This is a genomic window from Pseudomonas sp. RIT409 (assembly GCF_003052515.2).
Classification (GTDB): Bacteria; Pseudomonadota; Gammaproteobacteria; order Pseudomonadales; family Pseudomonadaceae; genus Aquipseudomonas.
On record NZ_QARE02000001.1, the window covers coordinates 447,007 to 467,914 of the forward strand.

A 20,908-nucleotide genomic window follows, 5' to 3' on the forward strand; every position below is an offset into this window, starting at 1 on the left:
AAAGGATTCCGCACAGGTAGGTGGCGAGAAGAGCCGGGGCTCATCTCGCCGGGGACATCACTTGTAATCCATCACGAAAGGCAAGAACCCATCTGCGTTGCCAGGGTTGGTGGTTGTGCCATTGAGCACGTACACCGCGCCAAGATTGATTTCAGCGGTTGCCGTGTCGCCGTTCTTGACCAGGTCGGTTTCGATGGTTTCGGTGCCGCTCAGGTCCATCAGGCGGTTCGAAGCATTGAGCAGGCCGATGCCCACACCGTCAGCCGCGCCGGTGGTACGCAGCAGTTTCTGATCGTTGTTGTCCAGGCCGCTGCCTTGACGGGCAATGAAACGCATGTCGACAGAGTTGTAAGCCGAGGCTCCGCCGGAGCAGTTGACCAGCAACTGAATGGGCGAAGCAGTATCCAGCTTGGCCTGGGCGTAGGTGCCGATGTCAGCGAACGACACGTTCCCCATGTCGACGTTGATCTCACCCGCATTCGAGCCCTGGCTTGCGCCGACGCCCGCGCTCACGTCACAGGTGATGTTGGTCAGCGTGCCGGTCATGATCAGCTTGCCGTTGTTTGCCGCGGTGGCAGTCCCTGCCATACCCAGCCCCATTGCAGCCATGACAGCCAGAGAAAGAGAAATATTTTTCATGTTAACGACATTCCTTGTGTCAGTTCGTGTGTGCCCTTAAGGACGACGAGAACTATAAGGACGGCGCTAGCGTCAGGATGTCAGGCTGTCTACCTCGAACGGGCAGAAACGACAGTGAAAAACGAAGGATATTTCCGTAGGATTTATCAGAGCATCGCTGCAGCCCGTGTAAATTGCGCCCTTATCAAGATCCAACGAAGAAAGTGCTGCGCGGTCTTCTGCGACGCGTTGCAAGGATGAATGCCGATCACCAGGCGAACGCACAGAAAAGCCGCCCGGACCAGAGGTCCCGAGGCGGCTTATGTTGATTGATAGGTGTGCGGTAAAAGGTCAGTGGTAAGTGAGCGTCACGACTGCGTTGCGCTGTCCGGTGCGAGAGGAGGCCTGTTCCATATAAGCGGCGGAGACCGGCACCCAGTGACCTTCGCAGGCATCGTCATGGGCAGCCAGCGCGAGGCTCAGGCGCAGGTTGACGTGCATCGACTTCGATTGCTCCTGTCCGCTGTCGGCCGTTTGTAACCTCGCATCGCATCCTGCGTTCACGAGCCCACCGTGGAATGCCAAGGCATATTGCGAGGGCGGTGCTGCTGATACCGCCTGAGCAAAAGCACCGGCAACCGCCAGCGAGAAAAACATCGACAGGGCTTTTTGACTGTTCATCGCCACACTCCGAAGTGAAGGCTCGCATTAATCAGTGATGTAGAGCCGAGGAGGACGACCGATCAGAAAACGCGCACATTCGAGGTAGGAATTTTCGCGCTCTCGTTCAGGCTATCGCTCCCTTGCCGCTTTTCTTTATGCCACTCCATCCTCCGCCCATCTCCACCTGACAATATTGACAGGCAGCAGTCATTTTGCTGACCGGGTGCTAGGGGTATAAAGGGAGGGCTCGATTATCCGCACCCCATCTTTTCGCTGGCGTTATCCCTGTATGCACAAAAAGAAAAAAACTGTGATGGCCGTGGCCGTCCTCGTTGGCGGGTTGGCGGTGGGGCTATGGACCTTCACTCGCCCCGCGCCGAAGCGAATCACCGCCCCCACGGCGGTCCCGGTGCAAGTCGTCAATGTCGTGCGCGAAGACGTGCCGCGTTACGCCACGGGGATTGGTTCGGTGCTGTCCTTGCAAAATGTGGTCGTTCGTACGCAGGTGGACGGCATTCTGACCCGGCTGATGGTCAAGGAAGGTCAACGGGTCAAAGCCGGGGATCTGCTTGCCACCATCGATGATCGCTCGATCCGTGCCGCCCTCGGACAGGCCAACGCTCAGTTGAGCCAGAGCCAGGCCCAGTTGAACGTGGCGGAAATCGACCTCAAGCGCTACAAGTTGCTGACGCAGGACAACAGCATTTCCAAGCAGCAGTTCGATCAACAACAGGCGTTGGTCAACCAGCTCAAAGCGACGGTGCAAGGCAATCAGGCGTCGATCAACGCTGCGCAAGTGCAATTGTCCTATACACAGATTCGCTCGCCAGTGACAGGCCGTGTCGGCATTCGCAATGTCGATGAAGGCAATTTTCTTCGGGTTACGGACGCCAACGGCCTGTTCTCGGTGACCCAGATCGACCCCATTTCCGTCGAATTTTCCCTGCCGCAGGACATGCTCCCCACCCTGCATGAACTGCTGGCAGCGCCTGCTCCGGCGAAGGTCAACGCCTACATGGGTGACGGGACCACGGGCACGCTGCTGGGCGGCGGCACATTGAGCCTGATCGACAATCAGGTGGCCGCGACCACCGGCACCATTCGCGCCAAGGCGCTTTTCGACAACACGACCGAAAAACTGTGGCCTGGTCAGTTGGTCAGCGTACGCATTCAAACGGCCATCGATCGCGCTGCCCTCAAGGTTCCGCCCCAAGTGGTGCAACGGGGTATCGATCAACATTACGTGTTCAGGGTCACGGGCGATAAAGTCGAGGTGGTGCCGGTCAAGGTGCTGTACCAGAACAGCGATCTGGTGTTGATCAGCGGCGTCAACGTCAATGACGTCCTGGTCAGCGATGGTCAATCGCGACTCAAGGATGGCGCCCACATTGAGGTGGTCAAGGCTGAACCGTCGGCCACGCTAGCCGATGCGGGCGGAGCGGCGAAATGAAAGGCCATGCTTCGGTTTCTGCCTGGTGCGTGAATCATCCTGTCGCGACTGTTTTGCTGACCTTTGCGTTGGTCCTTCTGGGCTGCATTGCATTTCCACGTCTGCCGGTGGCGCCACTGCCTGAAGCGGAATTCCCCACTATCCAGGTCTCAGCCACGCTGCCCGGGGCCAGCCCGGAAACCATGGCCTCCTCGGTCGCCACGCCGTTGGAGGTGCAGTTCAGCGCCATTCCCGGCATGACCCAAATGACGTCCAGCAGTGCGTTGGGCTCCACCAACCTGACGCTGCAGTTCGTTCTGAACAAAAGCATCGACACCGCTGCGCAGGAAGTCCAGGCCGCGATCAACACCGCGTCAGGTCGTCTGCCGGCGGATCTGCCCACCGCGCCCACTTGGCGCAAGGTCAATCCGGCCGACAGCCCGGTGTTGATCCTCAGCGTCAGCTCCAACCTGATGCCCAGCACGGAATTGAGCGATGTGACCGAATCCTTGCTGGCCCGCCAGTTGAGCCAGATCAACGGCGTCGGTCAGGTCGCGATCACCGGTCAGCGACGTCCGGCCATTCGCGTTCAGGCCGCACCGGACAAGCTTGCCTCCCTCGGGTTGACCCTCGCTGACCTGCGTGGCGCGCTGCAGCAAACCAGCCTGAACCTGGCCAAAGGGGCGTTATACGGCAAGGACAGCGTCTCGACCCTGGCCTCCAACGATCAACTGTTCCAGGCAAAGGATTACGATCAGTTGATCGTCGCCTACAAGGATGGCGCGCCGATTCACTTGCGAGATGTAGCGAGGGTCGTCGACGGCTCTGAAAACGCCTACGTCAATGCTTGGTCAGGGCAGCAACAAGGCGTGAACATCGTCATTTTCCGCCAGCCCGGCGCCAACATCGTCGAAACCGTGGACCGTGTGCTCGGAGAGCTGCCACGGCTACAGGAAATGCTTCCCGCCTCCGTGGACGTGACGGTGCTCAGCGACCGGACCAAGACCATTCGCGCCTCGCTGCATGAAGTGGAAATGACCCTGTTGATCGCCATTGCGCTGGTGATCGCGGTCATGGCCCTGTTCCTGCGGCAGGTCTCTGCGACGCTGATCGTTACGGCCGTACTGGGCGTGTCGCTGGTGGCCAGCTTCGCGCTGATGTATGTGCTCGGATTCAGCCTCAATAACCTGACACTGGTGGCCATCGTGGTCGCCGTGGGCTTCGTCGTGGACGACGCCATTGTGGTCGTCGAGAACATCCACCGTCACCTGGAGGCCGGCGAGAACAAGCGCGATGCGGCCATCAAAGGCGCGGGCGAAATCGGTTTCACCGTGGTGTCGATCAGCTTCTCGCTCATTGCGGCGTTCATTCCACTGCTGTTCATGGGAGGTGTGGTCGGGCGGCTCTTCAAAGAGTTTGCGCTGACGGCGACCTCGACCATTCTGATCTCCGTGATGGTTTCGCTGACGCTTGCACCGACCCTGGCCGCGCTGTTCATGCGCGCCCCTCATCATGATGCCCATGCCAATCCCGGCTTTGGCGAGAAGCTGCTGGCGCGATACGCCAAGGGGGTGCGCTATGCCTTGGCCCATCAACGATTGATGATGGGCATCTTTGGCCTGACGCTGGTGCTGGCGGTGGTGGGCTACGTGCTGATTCCCAAAGGCTTCTTCCCTGTACAGGACACCGGCATGGTGTTGGGGACCAGTGAGGCCGCGGCTGACATCTCCTACCCGGACATGGTGGCCAAGCACAAACAACTGGCGAAAATCATCGGCGAAGACCCTGCCGTCAAGGCGTTTTCACACTCCGTGGGTGTCAGCGGCAGCAACCAGACCATCGCCAACGGCCGGGTGTGGATTGCGTTGAAAGACCGTGGCGAGCGCGATGTCTCCGCGAGCCAGTTTATCGACCGGATTCGCCCCAAGCTGGCGAAAATCCCGGGCATCGTGCTGTACCTGCGGGCCGGGCAGGACATCAACCTCAGCTCAGGCCCCAGCCGCGCGCAGTATCAATACGTGCTCAAAAGCAACAACGGCGCCCTGCTCAATGAATGGACGCAGAAGCTCACTGAAAAACTCAGGTCGATTCCGGCCTTTCGCGACCTGTCCAACGATTTGCAACTGGGCGGCAGCGTGACCCATCTGGACATTGACCGAAATGCCGCCGCGCGCTTTGGCCTGACCACCGCCGACGTGGATCAGGCCCTGTACGACGCTTTTGGCCAACGGCAGATCAACGAATACCAGACCGACATCAACCAATACAAAGTGATACTCGAACTGAACCCCTCCCAACGCGGCAGAGCCGAAAGCCTGAATTATTTCTACCTGCGCTCACCGCTGACCAACGAAATGGTCCCGCTGTCCGCGCTGGCCAAGGTCGGCGCGCCAAAGATGGGGCCACTGTCGATCAGCCACGACGGGATGTTTCCGGCCGCCAACCTGTCCTTCAACCTGTCTGCAGGCGTCGCGCTGGGGGAGGCGGTGCAGTTGCTGGATCAGGCCAAGAACGACATCGGCATGCCTGCGTCGATCATCGGCAATTTTCAGGGCGCCGCCCAGGCGTTCCAAAGCTCCCTGGCCAACCAGCCTTGGCTGATTCTGGCGGCGCTGGTTGCGGTGTACATCATCCTGGGGGTGCTTTATGAGAGCTTCGTGCATCCCCTGACGATCATCTCGACGCTACCCTCGGCGGGCATCGGCGCGCTGCTGTTGCTGTGGCTGATGGGCCAGGATTTCTCGATCATGGGCCTGATCGGCATCGTGCTGCTGATTGGCATCGTCAAGAAGAACGGCATTCTGCTGGTCGACTTTGCGCTGGAGGGGCAGCGGCATCGGGGGTTGTCACCCGAGGCGGCGATCTACGAAGCGTGCATAACGCGTTTTCGCCCTATCATCATGACCACCCTGGCCGCCCTGCTCGGCGCCTTGCCGCTGATGCTCGGCTATGGCGTGGGGGCCGAATTGCGTCAGCCACTGGGAATCGCCGTCGTGGGCGGACTGTTGGTCAGCCAGGCGCTGACGCTGTTCACCACCCCTGTCATTTACCTGCAACTGGAACGGCTCTTCCACCGTCGGCAGCCGATGCCGACATCGACCCCGCCCTCGGCGCCCCAGAAAACGACAAGCGTGCCCGTGGCTCGAAGGTCAGCAGCAGAATCGTGAGCACCAACGACTTGAGAATGCACCCATGCGTGTCCTGATTATCGAAGACGAAGAGAAAACCGCTGACTATCTGCACCGGGGGCTGACCGAGCAGGGCTACACCACGGACGTTGCCCGGGATGGCATCGAAGGCTTGCACATGTCGCTGGAGAGCGACTACGCGGTGGTCATTCTCGACGTCATGCTTCCGGGGCTGGACGGTTACGGCGTTCTACGGGCGCTGCGCGCGCGCAAACAGACGCCGGTGATCATGCTCACCGCCCGGGAAAACGTCGATGACCGTATTCGCGGTCTGCGCGAGGGCGCTGACGATTACCTCGGCAAGCCGTTCTCGTTTCTGGAATTGGTGGCTCGCCTGCAAGCGCTGACTCGCCGCAGCGGCGGCCATGAACCGGTGCAGATCAGCATCGCGGATTTGTGGATCGACCTGATCAGCCGCAAGGCTACCCGTGCCGGCAGCCGGCTGGACCTGACCGCCAAGGAATTCTCGCTGCTGAGCGTGCTGGCTCGCCGCCACGGGGAAATCCTCTCGAAAACCTCGATTGCCGAGATGGTCTGGGATATCAATTTCGACAGCGATGCGAATGTCGTCGAAGTGGCGATCAAACGGCTGCGGGCCAAACTCGATGGTCCGTTCGAACAGAAGCTGCTGCACACCATCCGTGGCATGGGTTACGTCCTGGAGAGCCGTCGTGGCGAGTAACTCCATCGCCTGGCGCCTGAGCGGCATGTTCGCGCTGGTGGCCCTGCTGGTGTTCCTGTTGATCGGCTGGGCCTTGTACCTGCAAGTGGACAGAAGCCTTGGCCTGTTGCCGGAAGCGGAAGTCGATGCGCGTTACAGCGTACTGGAGTCGCAAGTGCAGCGGTACGGCACGCCTGAGCATTGGATCAAGCTCACTGCCAAGCTCCGCTTGCTCAGTGAAGAAGACAAACGCCTGCGGTTCTGGGTGGTCAGCGATGACCCGGGCTTCGAATTCGGCCATCCTGACGCGCAGGTGCGTGCCTTCGCGCGCGGCCCGCTAGGCATGCGTGACCTGAACCTCACCGAACACGCCTACCCGTTCAAAGTGCTGGTCAGCGAATTTCCGGCCAAAGACCAACGCCCTCCCCTGCGCTTCCTCACCGCCATCGACACCGAGACCTTCTGGCAGACTCAGCATTCGCTGCTGGTTGCCCTGATCAGCCTCGCGGCGACCGGCATCGTGCTGGCCTCCGCACTGGGCTACTGGGTGGCACGCATCGGGCTGAAGCCTTTGCTGGACTTGTCCCTTGAAGCGCGCAAACTCACACCGCCTCGCCTGTCAGGGCGCCTGCAACTCTCCTCCTTGCCGCCTGAGCTGGACCAGTTCGTCACCTCATTCAACTCGACGCTGGAGCGCGTGGAGCAGGCTTACTCGCGGCTGGAGTCGTTCAACGCGGACGTCGCCCATGAGCTGCGCTCGCCATTGACCAACCTCATCGGGCAGACCCAGGTCGCATTGACACGCGGTCGATCCGCAGAACACTACTTCGAAGTGCTGCAATCGAACCTGGAGGAGCTTGAGCGGTTGCGTTCGATCATCAACGACATGCTGTTTCTCGCCAGCGCCGATCAGGGCAGCAAGGCCACCGAGCTCACTGAAGCGTCGCTGGCCGAAGAAGTGGCGACCACACTGGACTATCTGGATTTCATCTTGGAGGACGCCCAGGTGCACGTTCAGGTCAACGGCGATGCGCGGGCGCCCATCGAAAAAGCTCACCTGCGACGGGCCATGATCAATCTGCTGCACAACGCGGTGCAGCACACCTCGCCTGGGCAGGTCATCCAGGTGGACATTCAGGATACGGGCAATCACGTCAGCATCGGGGTGACCAACCCCGGCGCGCCCATCGCTGCCGAGCACCTGCCAAAACTGTTCGAACGTTTTTACCGGGTCGATGCGTCGCGCACCAACAGCGGCGGTAACCATGGGCTGGGGCTGGCGATTGTGAAGGCGATTGCGTTGATGCACGGCGGGACGGTGTTCGTCCGCAGCGAGGACGGCGAGAACACCTTCGGGATGAACTTGCCGTGTTGAGTGGCCCGGCGGGGAGAAGACGACGCAGAGTCTGCTAGCAGGCATGCCCACGCAGAGCGCGGGCAATGATCGTGTTCAACCTTTCTTGACGAACTCGGACTTGAGCTTCATCGCGCCGATACCGTCGATCTTGCAGTCGATGTCGTGATCGCCATCCACCAAGCGGATGTTCTTGACCTTGGTCCCGACCTTGACCACCAGCGATGAACCTTTGACTTTGAGGTCCTTGATCACAGTGACGGTGTCGCCATCCTGCAGCGTATTGCCCACCGCATCCTTGATGATTTTCACGTCATCGTCCGCCTCTGTCGCGCCATCGGCGGACCACTCATGGGCGCATTCCGGGCATACGAGCTGAGTGCCGTCTTCGTAGGTGTATTCGGAATTGCATTGGGGGCACGGCGGTAAGCTCACGGCGGATCTCGCATCTGAGGGAAAATAGGCGCGCGATTATAAGGGTTTTTCCCGATCCAGACACACCCCTGTAGGAGCGCGCTTGCCCGCGATGAACAATACGCGCTGCGTCTGCAATACCGCGTTATCGTTCATCGCGGGCAAGCGCGCTCCTACAGAGGTTGTGGCGTGCCTACGCCAACGCCGTGTCCATCACCATCATCAGACAGAACCCGATCAACAACCCGAAGCTGGCGACCTTGTCGTGCCCGTTTCGGCGGGATTCCGGAATAATTTCGTGAGTGACCACCAACAGCATCGCACCGGCTGCCAATGCCAGGCCTGCGGGCAACAGCACCGCAGCGATTTCCACCAACCAGGCGCAGAGCACCGCGAACACCGGCTCGACCAACCCCGATGCCGCGCCGATGAGAAATGCACTCAGACGCGACATGCCCGCCGCCGCGAGCACGAGCGCAATGACCAGTCCTTCGGGTACATCCTGCAGCGCAATGCCCATCGCCAGACTGTCGGCATGAGCAAGGGCTCCCCCCGCAGACACGCCCACCGCCATGCCTTCGGGGATGTTGTGGGCGATGATCGCGATGACGAACAGCCAGATATTCGACGGGATGCTCGGTGTGGTAGCAGGCTCCGACAACTGCGGCCCGGATGACACGAGGGTGTCGACGACAAACAGTCCCACCGCCCCGGCCAGAATCCCCGCACTGACCAACGCCCCCGCACCCCAGGCCGAGAACCCAAGGTCCCGCGCCGCGCCAAGGCCTGGCACGATCAGAGAAAAGGCGGTGGCGGCGAGCATGATTCCGGCGCCAAACCCCAGCAAAGCGTCGGACACCGCCACCGGCATGCCACGGATCACCAGCACCGGCACGGCCCCCAATGCAGTTCCCAGCGCGCACAGCGCGCCACCTTCCAACGCCCTCAGCAGTCGGGGCTCAAGGCTCAACCAGGTGAGCCCTTGATTGATCAGCAGCCCGATCCCCGCCAAGAGCAGGATCGAACCGACGGCCAGCCGGAGCAGGCGTGCGCTGCTTAGGGTGAGTAAATCGGAAGGCATAAGTCGTCTGTCTCGTCAGAGCATCAGGAAATGGCAGCCGAGTAGCGCCGGGCCACTTCGTCCCAATTCACTACGTTGTAAAACGCCGCGATGTATTCAGGACGGCGGTTCTGATAGCGCAGGTAGTAGGCGTGCTCCCAGACGTCCAGACCGAGGATAGGCGTATGGCCATTCATCAGCGGGCTGTCCTGGTTGCCACTGCTTTCGACCACCAGTGTTTTTTCAGGCGTGACACTCAACCAGGCCCAGCCACTGCCGAAGCGGGTCAGCGCCGCTTTGGTAAACGCCTCCTTGAACGCGTCGATGCCGCCCAAATCGCTCTCGATGGCCTTGGCCAGCGTGCCGTTTGGCAGGCCACCGCCGTTCGGGCTCATGACGTCCCAGAACAGCGAATGGTTCGCGTGACCACCGCCTTGATTGATCACCGCCGGACGCAGCTTTTCCGGCAGTTGGGCGACGCTGGCCACCAGCTTTTCGATCGGCCAGTTCGCGTACTCCGTTCCCTCGACCGCGGCGTTGAGGTTGTTGATGTAGGTCTGGTGATGTTTGGTGTAGTGGATTTCCATGGTCTGCGCATCGATGTGCGGTTCTAGGGCGTCGTAGGCGTAGGGCAAGGCAGGCAAGGTGTAGGGCATATCAATGCACTCCAAATGACAGGGTTCCGGCGGCAGCGGCGTTGCGCTCGAGCGCAGTGCGTGCGTGCTCGCCGCTGCTATTGAGCAGACGGCGGGTCCGTGGGTATTCACCGTGATCGGTGATGAAGGTCAGCAGTTCGCTGTAGGTTTTATGGCTGTGGCGAAAGGCCGCCTGACGCAGCCCCGGCGCGATGCGTGGGTCTTGAATCACTCGCAACAGCCGCTGATGCGCCGCGCACAGGTACTCGGCGCTTTCTTCCGGCTGTTTCAGGCTCAGGTGCAGGTCCGCCAGGTTGTGGTGGGAAATCACGAAGGCCGCCACTGCTTCGTCCGGGTTTTTCCAGCGCTCCAGCAGCACCTGCGCCAAGGCGAGGGCTTGCAGATAGAGTTCGCGGGCGTCCACCAGATCGCCACAGTTGAAGCAGCTGTTGCCTTTGAGAATGGTGCTTTTCCAATGCTCCATGGCGCGTCTCCTGGACGAGCGACGTAATGACAGGCAGGCGATCAGATGCCGCCGGCCGTGAGTTTTTCCGGGTTCAACAGGGTCTCAAGCTGGGAGCGGTCCAGATCGGTGTGCTCCAGCGCCACATCGATGATCGGGCGCCCTTCTTTGTAGGCGGTCTTGGCGATTTCGGCGGCCTTCAAATAGCCAATGATGGGGTTCAACGCGGTAACCAGGATCGGATTGCGTGACAAGGCCTCCTTGAGCCTGGCTTCGTTGACCGTGAACGTGGCGATGGCTTTGTCCGCCAGCAGACGACTGGAGCTGGCCAGCAACTCAATGCTTTCCAGCAAGTTGTGGGCAATGATCGGCAACATCACGTTCAGCTCGAAGTTACCGGACTGACCGGCGACGGTAATGGCCGCGTCGTTGCCGATGACTTGCGCTGCGACCATCGCAGTGGCCTCGGGAATCACCGGGTTGACCTTGCCCGGCATGATCGAAGAACCCGGCTGCAGGCCTTCCAGCTCGATCTCGCCCAGGCCCGCCAGGGGGCCTGAGTTCATCCAGCGCAGGTCGTTGGCGATTTTCATCAGCGATACGGCGGTGGCTTTCAATTGCCCGGAAACGGCGACTGCCGTGTCCTGCGAACCGATCAGCGCGAACAGGTCCTTGCCTGGCACGAAGCCGACGTGGCTCAACTGGCTCAGGCGGGCGGCGAAGCGCGATGCGAAGTGTGGGTGGGCATTGATGCCGGTGCCTACCGCCGTCCCACCCTGAGCCAACGCCTGCAAGCTTGGGAGCAGGTTTTCGATGTGCTCGACATTGGCCTTGATCTGCTGCGCCCAGCCGTTGAGCACCTGGCTCAACCGCACCGGCATGGCATCCATGAGGTGCGTGCGGCCAGTCTTCACGAAAGGATGAACCTGCTCGGCCTTCTTCTCGATGACCTGAATCAGGTGCGCCAATGCAGGCAGCAGTTGCTCGTGAAGGGTCAACGCTGCGCTGACGTGGATGGTGGTCGGAATGATGTCGTTGCTGCTTTGACCGCAATTGACGTGGTCGTTGGCGTTCACCGTTTCGCCCAAGTGTCGCGTCGCGAGCGTGGCAATGACTTCGTTGGCGTTCATGTTGGTGCTGGTGCCGGAGCCGGTCTGGAACACGTCCACGGGGAAGTGCGCCATGTAATCACCCGCCAGCAGCTCCTGGCAGGCGGTGACGATCGCCCTGCTCTGGCCTTCACTGAGCTGCTTCAGTTCGAGGTTGGCTTGCGCGGCGGCGGCCTTGGCCAGCAACAAGGCGCGCACGAACTGGCGAGGCATGCGCAGTGAGCTGATCGGGAAGTTGTTGACCGCACGCTGGGTCTGGGCGCCGTACAGGGCCTCGGCAGGGACCTCCAACTGGCCCATGCTGTCGCGTTCGATACGGGTATTACTCATCGGAGGATCCTTGCATCAGTTCAGCGAAAGAAATCGAAGGCTGCAGCACACAGGTCGCCAACTGGCGGGCAAGCGCGTGGACGTGTTGGCGTTGCCTGTCTGAATGCGCAAGTGCCTGCAAATCACGGAGCGGGCGCCAGGTCTGATCTAGGCACAAACACCGCCAGTGCCAAGGCAACGCGGTATCACGCGCGGTGTCGATCAACAGGCTGAAGGTGCTTTGCGCAATCAGCATCGGCGGCGTGGCGGTGAAGCGCGCCAGATACCGGCCCTCCGCCAGATAATGTTCGATGAGTCGGGGCTCGTCCGGGTCCAGCCCGCAGCGAATCCGCAGGCTTAACGCACGCCAGTTTTCAAGGTACGGCGACTCGTGCAGAACAGCGGTCATGGCGCACGCCCAATTAGCAAATGATTTTTATTATTAATTGAGTATTTATCTCATTACAAGACGTGATGAGATTTAATCTCGTTTGCAAGGACGCCTCGGTGCGATTGCAGAGGGCCCTCACTGCCGGGAAAGAAGGCGCTTGCTACGCAAAAAAACGAAAAAGGCCCGCACCGAAATCGGTGCGGGCCTTTTGAGGCAACGCCGCGGGACGCGCGATCAGCTCCCTGCGACGGTCATCCGTTCGATCAGCACCGAGCCGGTGCGGATGTTACTGCGCAGCTCAAGGTCGCTGCCGACGGCGACGATCTGCTTGAACATATCGCGCATGTTGCCTGCGATCGTCACCTCTTGGACCGGGAACTGAATCTCGCCGTTTTCGACCCAGAAACCCGCTGCGCCGCGTGAATAATCACCGGTGACCATGTTCAGGCCGCTGCCCATCAGTTCGGTGACCAACAAGCCTCGACCCATGCGGCGAATCAACGCCGCCTGGTCTTCCGTGCCGTGGGACACGAACAGGTTGTGCACGCCACCTGCGTTGGCCGTGCTGGGCAGGCCGAGTTTGCGACCCGAGTAGGTACTCAATACATAGGACACAAGATCGCCATTCTCGACGAACGGCTTGGCGTAGGTCGCCAGGCCATCACCGTCGAACGCCGCACTGCCCATGGCTCGCAGCAGATGCGGACGCTCGTCGATGGTCATCCACTCAGGGAACAGGCGCTGCCCGATGGCGCCTTCCAGGAAGGAGGATTTGCGGTACAGATTGCCCCCGGAAATCGCTCCCAGGAAGCTGCCGAACAGCCCGCCTGCCAATTCGGCGGAAAACAGCACGGGCACCTCACAGGTGGGCACTGGACGCGCGCCAAGACGGCTGGCGGCACGTTCCGCGGCTTTCTGGCCGATCAGACGCGCGTCCATGAGCAGCTCGCCCTGGCGGTTGACGTCATACCAGTAATCACGCTGCATCTGGCCGTCTTTCTCGGCGATCATCACGCAGCTGAGGCTATGCCGCGTCGACGCATAGCCGCCTATGAAACCATGACTGTTTCCGTACACACGGCAGCCCTGATGCACGTTGAGCGTAGTGCCGTCGGCATTCTTGATCCGGCTGTCGGCATCGAAAGCGGCGGCCTCACACATCAAGGCGCGCTCGATGGCCTCTTCCGGCGTGATGTTCCAAGGGTGGAACAGGTCGAAGTCAGGTTGATCCTTGGCCATCAACGCGGGATCGGCCAGGCCCGAGCTCTCGTCCTCCGAGGTGTGCTCGGCGATGGCCAGCGCTGCGGCGACCGTTTCCCGAATCGCGTCGGGGCCGCTGGCCGACGTGCTTGCCGAGCCCTTGCGCTGCCCCACGTACAGGGTGATGCCGAAGCCCTGGTCACGATTGAACTCAACCGTCTCGACCTCGCGCTGACGCACCGATGTGGACAGGCCCTGATCCACCGAGACAGCGACCTCACAAGCCGTCGCGCCCTGACGCCTGGCTTCAGCGACGATCTGCTCGACCTGCTGTTGCAGCGCTGGCAAGGCCTGTGGGCCGACGCTTTCTGATGCACTCATGACGTACTCCATCAAATTCCGATTTCGGCAGCCGGGCCGGACAAGCAGGCCCCGACTGGTTATCATGGCGGCGTTTATTTGCGGACGGCCCCCATGGTTGATTCTTACGACGACTCCTTCGACGGAGAAAAAAGCAAATCCCAGGTCAAGCGAGAGCTCCACGCGCTGGTCGAGCTGGGCGAACGCTTGACGACATTCAAACCCGATGTGCTGGCCAAGCTGCCGTTGACCGACGAATTGCGTCGGGCACTGGCCGATGCGCCGAAGCACACCGCGCACATCGCGCGCAAACGCCACATCTCGTTCATCGGCAGGCTGATGCGCGATCAGGACTTGGACGAAATCCTGGTGCTGCTGGATCAGCTCGACGCATCGACGCGCCAGTACAACGAACGCTTCCACAATCTGGAACGCTGGCGGGACCGTTTGATCGGTGGCACCGACGACGTTCTGGAACAGTTCGTCAACGAGTACCCGGATGCCGATCGCCAGCAACTGCGTTCACTGATCCGTCAGGCCCAGCATGAAGCCAGGCAGAACAAGACGCCCTCCGCGGCCCGTAAAATCTTCAAATACATCCGCGACCTGGATGAAACCAAGCGCGGCCTGCGTTAAGCCCTGCTGCGTCCCCTGTAGGAGCGCGCTTGCCCGCGATTGCAATCTGTCAGTGACAGATGTAGTGATTGACACCGCAGTCGCGGGCAAGCGCGCGCCTACAGCGCGTTACCCGCCCGTACCACCGACGGTAATCGCATCGATCTTCAGCGTCGGCTGCCCCACACCAACAGGCACCGACTGCCCGTCTTTGCCGCAGGTACCGACGCCGCTGTCCAGCGACAGATCGTTGCCGACCATCGAGACCCGGCTCATGCACTCAGGGCCGTTGCCAATCAATGTCGCGCCTTTGACCGGTGCGGTGATCTTGCCGTCTTCGATGAGGTAGGCCTCACTCGTGGAAAACACGAACTTTCCGCTGGTGATGTCCACCTGCCCGCCACCGAGGTTGGCGCAGTAGATGCCCTTCTTGACCGAGGCAATGATTTCCGCCGGGTCACTCTGGCCACCCAGCATGTAGGTGTTCGTCATGCGCGGCATCGGCAGGTGGGCGTAGGACTCGCGACGACCGTTGCCGGTGCGGGCAACGCCCATCAGGCGCGCATTGAGCTTGTCCTGCATGTAGCCTTTCAGCACACCGTTCTCGATCAGGGTGGTGCATTCGGTCGGCGTGCCCTCGTCATCGACGCTCAACGAGCCACGACGGCCCGCCAGCGTGCCATCGTCGACAATGGTGCAGAGTGCCGATGCAACCCGTTCACCCATGCGACCGCTATAGGCAGAACTGCCCTTGCGGTTGAAATCGCCTTCCAGGCCATGACCCACGGCTTCGTGCAAGAGCACGCCGGACCAACCCGAGCCCAGCACCACTGGAAGCGTACCGGCAGGCGCGGGAACGGCCTCCAGATTGACCAGCGCCTGACGCAGCGCCTCACGGGCATAACCCATGGCACGATCTTCCTGGAGGAAGTAGCGATAATCGGTACGCCCGCCACCGCCATGACCGCCTCGCTCGCGACGGCCATTCTGCTCGACGATCACGCTGACATTGAAGCGCACTAGAGGCCGAGTGTCCGCCGCCAGGCCGCCGTCAGTCGACGCCACCAGAATACGCTCCCAGACCCCGGCCATGCTCACTGTGACCTGCTGAATACGCGGATCCAGGGCACGAGTGGCAGCGTCGACACGCTTGAGCAGCTCGACTTTCTCGGCACGGCTCATGACTTCCAGCGGGTTGTCCGGCGCGTACAGCTGGGTGACGTCTTGAGCGGTGAACGCCTGGACGCGACCGTTCTGGCCGGCGCGGGAGATCGAGCGGGCAGCGCGAGCCGCTTGGCTCAGCGCTTGCGGGGTGATGGCGTTGCTGTAGGCGAACCCGGTCTTCTCCCCGGACTGCGCACGCACGCCGACCCCTTGGTCGAGGTTGAAACTGCCTTCCTTGACGATACCGTCTTCCAGTGCCCAGGACTCGGAAATCTGGCCCTGGAAATACAGGTCAGCCGCGTCGATGCCGGGGCCGGCAAGCTCTCCGAGCACCGATTGCAGGCTGTCGATGCTCAGGCCGCCTGGCGCCAGAAGGTGTTCGCTGACAGAGGACAAGTCGCTCATATTCACTCCGGGGTGTTGGCAGGCCGCAAGGCGTCCTGCGAAAAAAATCGCCGGTGTCGAGATACCGGCATTCGCGCCCGTATGGACGCTTGCTCTTGACTGTCTCGCTCGGCCAGCAGCACGGCTTCACCCTGCGCCTGCTCAGCCAACACACGGCCCCATGGATCGATGATCGCCGCGTGCCCAAATGTGTCCCTCGGCCCCGGATGAGTCCCCCCTTGCGCCGCCGCCAGCACGTAACACTGGGTTTCGATGGCTCGCGCCCGCAACAGGACTTCCCAGTGCGCCGCGCCGGTCACTGCGGTGAAGGCGGACGGTGCGGTGATCACCTCAGCCCCGGCTTCGCGCAGGGCGGTATATAACTCGGGAAAACGCAGGTCATAACACACGGTCAGACCCAATTTCCCCACGGGTGTCTCAGCCACCACCACGTGATTGCCATGAGCATAGTCATCGGACTCGCGATAGCGCCCTCGCGCATCGGCCACGTCCACATCGAATAAATGCAGCTTGTCGTAACGCGCCACGGTGTTGCCCTGATCGTCGATCAACAACGAACACGCAGTGACCTTGCCGTCCGGTTGGCCGAGCGGCGGCAGTGGCACGGTACCCGCGACAATCCATAACTTGAGGTCGCGGGCCGCCTGTTTCAACCACGGCAGAATAGGTCCTTCGCCCATGGCCTCGGCTCGGCCGATGGCAGCGACGTCCCGACGCCCCATCGCGGTGAAATTCTCCGGAAGTACCGCGAGCTTCGCGCCCGACGCCGCAGCCTGCTCCAGCAGAGCACGGGCTCGGTCCAGATTGGCTTGGATGTCGCTCTGACTGACCATTTGAATCACAGCGAAGGACATGGAGGTTCCTCGGGTGGGTGAAGTTGCACTGTACTCCAACACATCGCGTCGCGCTGCGGGCCGACGGGGCGACAGGCCTGCGCATAGGGTTGAATGCGCCGCAACATCACATCGGATTGCAACACGACACAATCGCCCGTGCCTTCGACAGACAACCGACTGTCACTGCGGTTTCTCGAAAGGCTTATCGAAGGTGATCTTCGGTTCTTTCCAAGGGCCCTGGACCTTGTACTGCACACTGGCAAACCGCGACACGCGGTCCCCGAGCAACTTGTCCACAAGAAACAGCGCCCCGCCGATCGCAGGCGCGCCGACGATCAGCGCCGCGATGGGCAGGTTGTTGGTCACCGGCAGGGTCACCAGCAGCTTGGCATCCACGCGGTCCTGCACCATATCGAGCGTGCCATCGAGTTCCAGATTGCTTGATGGGCCAATCAGCGTAATCGGGTCGCGGGTCACGTAGACGCCTTCGCTGGCGACCAGCAATCCCTTGACCTTGTCATAGCTCAACCCCTTGCTCAGCAGGTCGGAGAAATCCAGTCGCAGCCGTCGGCCAATGGAGTTGAAGTTCAGCAAGCCGAAAACCCTCAATGCCTGGGCGCCGCCTTCCACTTCCACGAACTGGCCATTTTTCAAGGTCGCGTCCAGACTGCCGGAATAGCGCTTGAGGCCGACCCACGCGGGCGAGCCGGGCCAGCGGCCATCGACATTCATCTCGAATTCCTGACTGGTCACGGTGGGCGCAAACCCCCAGGCTTTCAGCACGTCCGCCAGATTCTTGCCCGCCACCTGGCCCTTGAACCAACTGCTGGTAGCGCCCGGCGTACCTTCCCAGCCTCCGCTGCCGACCAGGTCGATGCCCTTGAGGCCCAGGTTCATATCGTTCAACTGGAGGCCATTGGCGGTTGGACGGGCTTTGAGCGACCAGGCCCCGACCAGTTGGTCGCCCTGAAACAATTGGGTGATCTTGATGTTCATCGCTGGAATGTTGTGCGGATCGACGTCCGCCAGCGGGTCCGGCGCGTTCTCGACCGTGGCCACGTTCGGGTCCGGAGCAGGCAAGCGCACATACAGCAAGTTGATGTCCGCAGGGGTGGCCGTGTTGTCCGGCAGCGTTGCCGAGCCTTTGATTTTTTCGCTGTCCAGCGCCAGTACCCAACCTGCGTCGTTGCGGTTGAGCTGTACCCGAGCCTGATTCAGTGTCGTACCCATCGCGGTCAATTGACCGATCTGCAGGTCGACGCCATTGAGCAACTGCCGCGCGCTGCCTCCAGGATCGTTGCCGGTGTAGCGCTGGAGCATCGCTTGCCAAGGCGCAACGTCGAGTTCGGACAGCGAACCCCGTACGCGCAAGCCTTTGTCACTCGGTACGACCGCCCCACCCTCACCCAGGAACAATTCGCCACGCCCGTCAGCGAACTTGCCGGCAGGTGCGGCGAACGCCAGATTCGCGAGGTTGCCGTACCCGACGACGATACGACGTTCAGGCCCCTGCAGATTCATGCGCAGATCGGTCTCGCGAGCCTCATCGGCAGCTTTGCCGAACGGTGTCGGCAGATCGACCGTTACCCCTTTTAGGTTCGAATTGATCAGCAATTGGCTGTCATTGCTGTTGAGCGTCAGTTGCAGTTGATACGGCAGGTCCCCTGACACCGGCAGCGGCTGAGTGACGCCCAGCCAATCGGTCAGGCGCTTGGTGTTGATCTGGCTGTTCACGGCGATCCGGGTGGTGGGCGCGCCGGCTTTGCCCTCGGCGAAAATATCGGCAGTGAGCGGTTTGTCGAACGCCACGCCCTTGATGTTCTTGCCACTGAGACCTTTGTTGTAGTCGAAGCGGAAATTGCCCTTGAGCTGGGTCAGCTCGAGTACCGGGTCCGCCAGCCGAAGGCGAGCGGCGTCGGTGTTGAAGTCCACGACCACCTTGGGCTCCTGGCCCTTGACCAACGGAATGTCCAGGTTGAGGTGCCCCTGAAGCGGACCCTCGGCCTGCCAGCCAGCGAAAGTCTGCCCAGTGCCGATCGGGGCCTCCTGAAGGATCTTCATGCCGTCTTGCAGACTGCCCTTGAAATCGCCGTCAACCAAAAGATGACTGGGCTGGCCACTGGGCACATGGGGCACATCCACTGCGACATTGCTCACCTGCGTGCCCAGCAATTGACCTTTGGTGGCGCGGATACGCACCCCGCTGTTCTCCACGAACACATTGCCGTCTACCCCCGTCAATGGCGGCCAGCCCGGCTGGAATGCCAGATTGGCATTGCGGACTTTGAAGAACAGGCTGATGACCCGTGCCACGTCCGGCGCATCGTGATTGAGCGATCCCTGGTACTGGAAAAAACTCTGGTCGACATTGCCGCTGAGAATCGCAGTGCGCAGCCAGTTATCCAGCGCCGGGCTGAGCACGGCAGGCAAGTATTTGGAGGTGTATCGGCCATCCGCGTCCACCAGGCCGACCCGCAGGTCCATGTAGTCTTCCTGGCTGTGGTCGAAATGCAGACGGATCAGAAAATCACTGGCGATCTTGCCTTCATCGCCCACCACCTTGATGTAGGGCGCGACCAGCGTGAAGCCTTGGTCGTCCAGCGCCCAGGTCAGTCGGGCATCGGCGTGGCGATAGTGCCATTCATTCTTGAAAATCGGGTCAAGGTGCAGCATGAAATCATCGGTGTTCAAGCGCAGCTCGCCGCCCCCTAGATCCCCGCTGATCGCCCCACTGACGTTGCCCGCCGCTGGAGCGCCGTGATAAGCGTCGAAACCGACCTTGTCCAGGTTCGCGGCAAAACTCAGGCGCTTGGCGCCCTGCGCCTGTGGATGGTAATCCACCAGCACGTTGCGCAGACCGCCGGTGACATTCAAGTGATCGAGCACGACCTTCAGCTTATCCGGCAACGGCGCGAGCGAATCGAGCAGCGGAGTGACCGGGGTCAGATCCAGCCGGTCGGCCTGTATGTGCCAACGTTCTTCGCTGTCAGGCGTTGCGGCCATTTGCTGGAGCTGCAGGCGGCTTTCCCAGCGCTGGCTGGCAATGTCCATGGCCAGCGAATCGAGTGACAGGGTGAAGCCACCGTCGCCCCGCTGGAACCAGGCATTGAGCGCGACATTATCCAGTTTTGCCGCCTGTCGGTCGGCATACGCGCCCTTGAACTGCGGCGCATTGACCCGTGCGACCGCCGTTTGCAGCGCGCCCTTGCCCCAGGTCAGCCAGAATTCGCCTCCGGCCTTGAACTGACGGATGTTCCAGTCTCGGGTCAGGCTCTTGGGCAGCCACTTGGCCCAGTCGCTCTGAGGCAGACTGAGGTAGGCGTCGGCTTCCGCATCCCGCCAGGCCTCTGCGCGCATTTTGCTGCGCAGGTTCAAGGCCACTGGCTGGCCATCGGGAAGCGTCAGGCGCGCATCGAGGCGCTGGTGAAACCGCCCGGTCTTGAGCGTCAGGCTGACGTAGGTCAAGGTCAGCGGCGGTTGCTCGTAGGGCTGAAGGGTGATCTGGCTGTCGAACAACGACAACTGCGCGATCATCTGCATCTGGGTCAAGGTCTGCTCGGGATCGAACGGTTTGTCGTCCATCACCGGCAGCCCTTGTAGCGCCCAGTGGCCATCCTTGTCCTCTTTCAAGCCCAGTTGCAGGCCGTCGAGTTCAAGGCGCGCAATGCGGACCTGGCGTGCTTTCAGGCTCGCCCACAGATCCGGGACGGCGCGGACGTGATCGAGCCGCACAGTACCGGCACCCTGCCCGACCATGACGTCGCGGGCGGTGAAGATCGGCGCGAAGCCACTCCAGGTACCGTCCAGTTTGCCGATGCTCACCGGCATGCCCAGCGCCTGCTGTGCCTTGAGCTCAACGTCGGCGCGGTATTCGGCAACCGTCGGCACCAGTTCGCGGCCCAGACTGACGTACAGCGCCGTCAGCACCACAGCCAGCGCGCACAGGCTCAGGCCCCATCGGGTAAGGGTGGCGAGAAAACGCGTCAGACGCTCCATGTCGCTGCGCCTCCACATCCGGAGTCCGCGAGAGGCAT

General features: G+C 61.3%; 17 protein-coding genes. 5 read left to right on the forward strand and 12 right to left on the reverse strand.

What is annotated here, in order from left to right:
* Nucleotides 1-57 precede the first annotated feature (57 nt).
* Nucleotides 58-639 (reverse strand): fimbrial protein, encoded by a 582-nt coding sequence (locus tag DBP26_RS02010; RefSeq protein ID WP_177410981.1) that lies wholly within the window; start codon nucleotides 637-639, stop codon nucleotides 58-60.
* 330 nt (nucleotides 640-969) lie between these two features.
* The gene (locus DBP26_RS02015) at nucleotides 970-1,299 is read right to left on the reverse strand and encodes a hypothetical protein (protein WP_108235931.1); all 330 of its coding nucleotides are present in this window, start codon (nucleotides 1,297-1,299) and stop codon (nucleotides 970-972) included.
* A 271-nt stretch (nucleotides 1,300-1,570) separates the two neighbouring features.
* On the opposite strand from DBP26_RS02015, the gene DBP26_RS02020 reads away from it, so the two are divergent.
* Genes DBP26_RS02020 through DBP26_RS02035 form a run of 4 tightly spaced genes read left to right on the forward strand, consistent with a single transcriptional unit; the run spans nucleotide 1,571 to nucleotide 7,934 of the window.
* Nucleotides 1,571-2,731 (forward strand): efflux RND transporter periplasmic adaptor subunit, encoded by a 1,161-nt coding sequence (locus DBP26_RS02020; protein WP_108235932.1) that lies wholly within the window; start codon nucleotides 1,571-1,573, stop codon nucleotides 2,729-2,731.
* Nucleotides 2,728-5,877: a multidrug efflux RND transporter permease subunit gene (locus DBP26_RS02025; RefSeq protein ID WP_108235933.1), complete on the forward strand. Its 3,150-nt coding sequence runs from the start codon at nucleotides 2,728-2,730 to the stop codon at nucleotides 5,875-5,877. The genes DBP26_RS02020 and DBP26_RS02025 overlap by 4 nt, the downstream gene beginning before the upstream one ends.
* 25 nt (nucleotides 5,878-5,902) lie before the next feature.
* On the forward strand, nucleotides 5,903-6,580 hold the full coding sequence (locus tag DBP26_RS02030) for a heavy metal response regulator transcription factor (RefSeq protein ID WP_108235934.1): 678 nt from the start codon (nucleotides 5,903-5,905) through the stop codon (nucleotides 6,578-6,580).
* Nucleotides 6,570-7,934 carry a heavy metal sensor histidine kinase gene (locus tag DBP26_RS02035; protein WP_108235935.1) on the forward strand — a complete coding sequence of 455 codons (1,365 nt, stop codon included), beginning with the start codon at nucleotides 6,570-6,572 and terminating at the stop codon, nucleotides 7,932-7,934. Before DBP26_RS02030 ends, DBP26_RS02035 begins: the two co-directional genes overlap by 11 nt.
* A 75-nt stretch (nucleotides 7,935-8,009) precedes the next feature.
* On the opposite strand, the gene DBP26_RS02040 is transcribed toward DBP26_RS02035, so the two are convergent.
* The 7 genes from DBP26_RS02040 to pmbA form a co-directional block, all read right to left on the reverse strand.
* The gene (locus DBP26_RS02040) at nucleotides 8,010-8,348 is read right to left on the reverse strand and encodes a zinc ribbon domain-containing protein YjdM (RefSeq protein ID WP_108235936.1); all 339 of its coding nucleotides are present in this window, start codon (nucleotides 8,346-8,348) and stop codon (nucleotides 8,010-8,012) included.
* 172 nt (nucleotides 8,349-8,520) lie between these two features.
* Nucleotides 8,521-9,408, reverse strand: coding sequence for a ZIP family metal transporter (locus tag DBP26_RS02045; protein WP_108235937.1), 888 nt, complete (start codon nucleotides 9,406-9,408; stop codon nucleotides 8,521-8,523).
* A 23-nt stretch (nucleotides 9,409-9,431) separates the two neighbouring features.
* On the reverse strand, nucleotides 9,432-10,043 hold the full coding sequence (locus DBP26_RS02050; protein WP_108235938.1) for a superoxide dismutase: 612 nt from the start codon (nucleotides 10,041-10,043) through the stop codon (nucleotides 9,432-9,434).
* A 1-nt stretch (nucleotide 10,044) separates the two neighbouring features.
* Entirely contained in the window at nucleotides 10,045-10,506 is a 462-nt protein-coding gene (locus tag DBP26_RS02055) for a hypothetical protein (RefSeq protein WP_108235939.1), read from the reverse strand.
* Between the two features lie 41 nt (nucleotides 10,507-10,547).
* On the reverse strand, nucleotides 10,548-11,924 hold the full coding sequence (locus tag DBP26_RS02060) for a class II fumarate hydratase (protein ID WP_108235940.1): 1,377 nt from the start codon (nucleotides 11,922-11,924) through the stop codon (nucleotides 10,548-10,550).
* The gene (locus tag DBP26_RS02065) at nucleotides 11,917-12,312 is read right to left on the reverse strand and encodes a FagA protein (RefSeq protein WP_108235941.1); all 396 of its coding nucleotides are present in this window, start codon (nucleotides 12,310-12,312) and stop codon (nucleotides 11,917-11,919) included. The genes DBP26_RS02060 and DBP26_RS02065 overlap by 8 nt, the downstream gene beginning before the upstream one ends.
* Nucleotides 12,313-12,528: 216 nt before the next feature.
* A complete protein-coding gene (pmbA, locus tag DBP26_RS02070; RefSeq protein WP_108235942.1) occupies nucleotides 12,529-13,875 on the reverse strand; it encodes a metalloprotease PmbA in 1,347 nt (448 codons plus the stop codon).
* A 93-nt stretch (nucleotides 13,876-13,968) separates the two neighbouring features.
* Here pmbA and yjgA point away from each other — a divergent pair, with 93 nt between their 5' ends.
* Nucleotides 13,969-14,490 (forward strand): ribosome biogenesis factor YjgA, encoded by a 522-nt coding sequence (gene yjgA, locus DBP26_RS02075; RefSeq protein WP_108235943.1) that lies wholly within the window; start codon nucleotides 13,969-13,971, stop codon nucleotides 14,488-14,490.
* A gap of 108 nt (nucleotides 14,491-14,598) precedes the next feature.
* Here the strand turns inward: yjgA and tldD are convergent, their stop codons facing one another.
* The 3 genes from tldD to DBP26_RS02090 all read right to left on the reverse strand — a co-directional run bounded on the left by tldD (nucleotide 14,599) and on the right by DBP26_RS02090 (nucleotide 20,870).
* Nucleotides 14,599-16,038, reverse strand: a complete 1,440-nt coding sequence (gene tldD, locus DBP26_RS02080) for a metalloprotease TldD (RefSeq protein ID WP_108235944.1) — start codon at nucleotides 16,036-16,038, stop codon at nucleotides 14,599-14,601.
* A 2-nt stretch (nucleotides 16,039-16,040) separates the two neighbouring features.
* Nucleotides 16,041-16,892: a carbon-nitrogen hydrolase family protein gene (locus DBP26_RS02085; RefSeq protein ID WP_108235945.1), complete on the reverse strand. Its 852-nt coding sequence runs from the start codon at nucleotides 16,890-16,892 to the stop codon at nucleotides 16,041-16,043.
* A 162-nt stretch (nucleotides 16,893-17,054) separates the two neighbouring features.
* A complete protein-coding gene (locus DBP26_RS02090; protein WP_108235946.1) occupies nucleotides 17,055-20,870 on the reverse strand; it encodes a YhdP family protein in 3,816 nt (1,271 codons plus the stop codon).
* Nucleotides 20,871-20,908 lie beyond the last annotated feature (38 nt).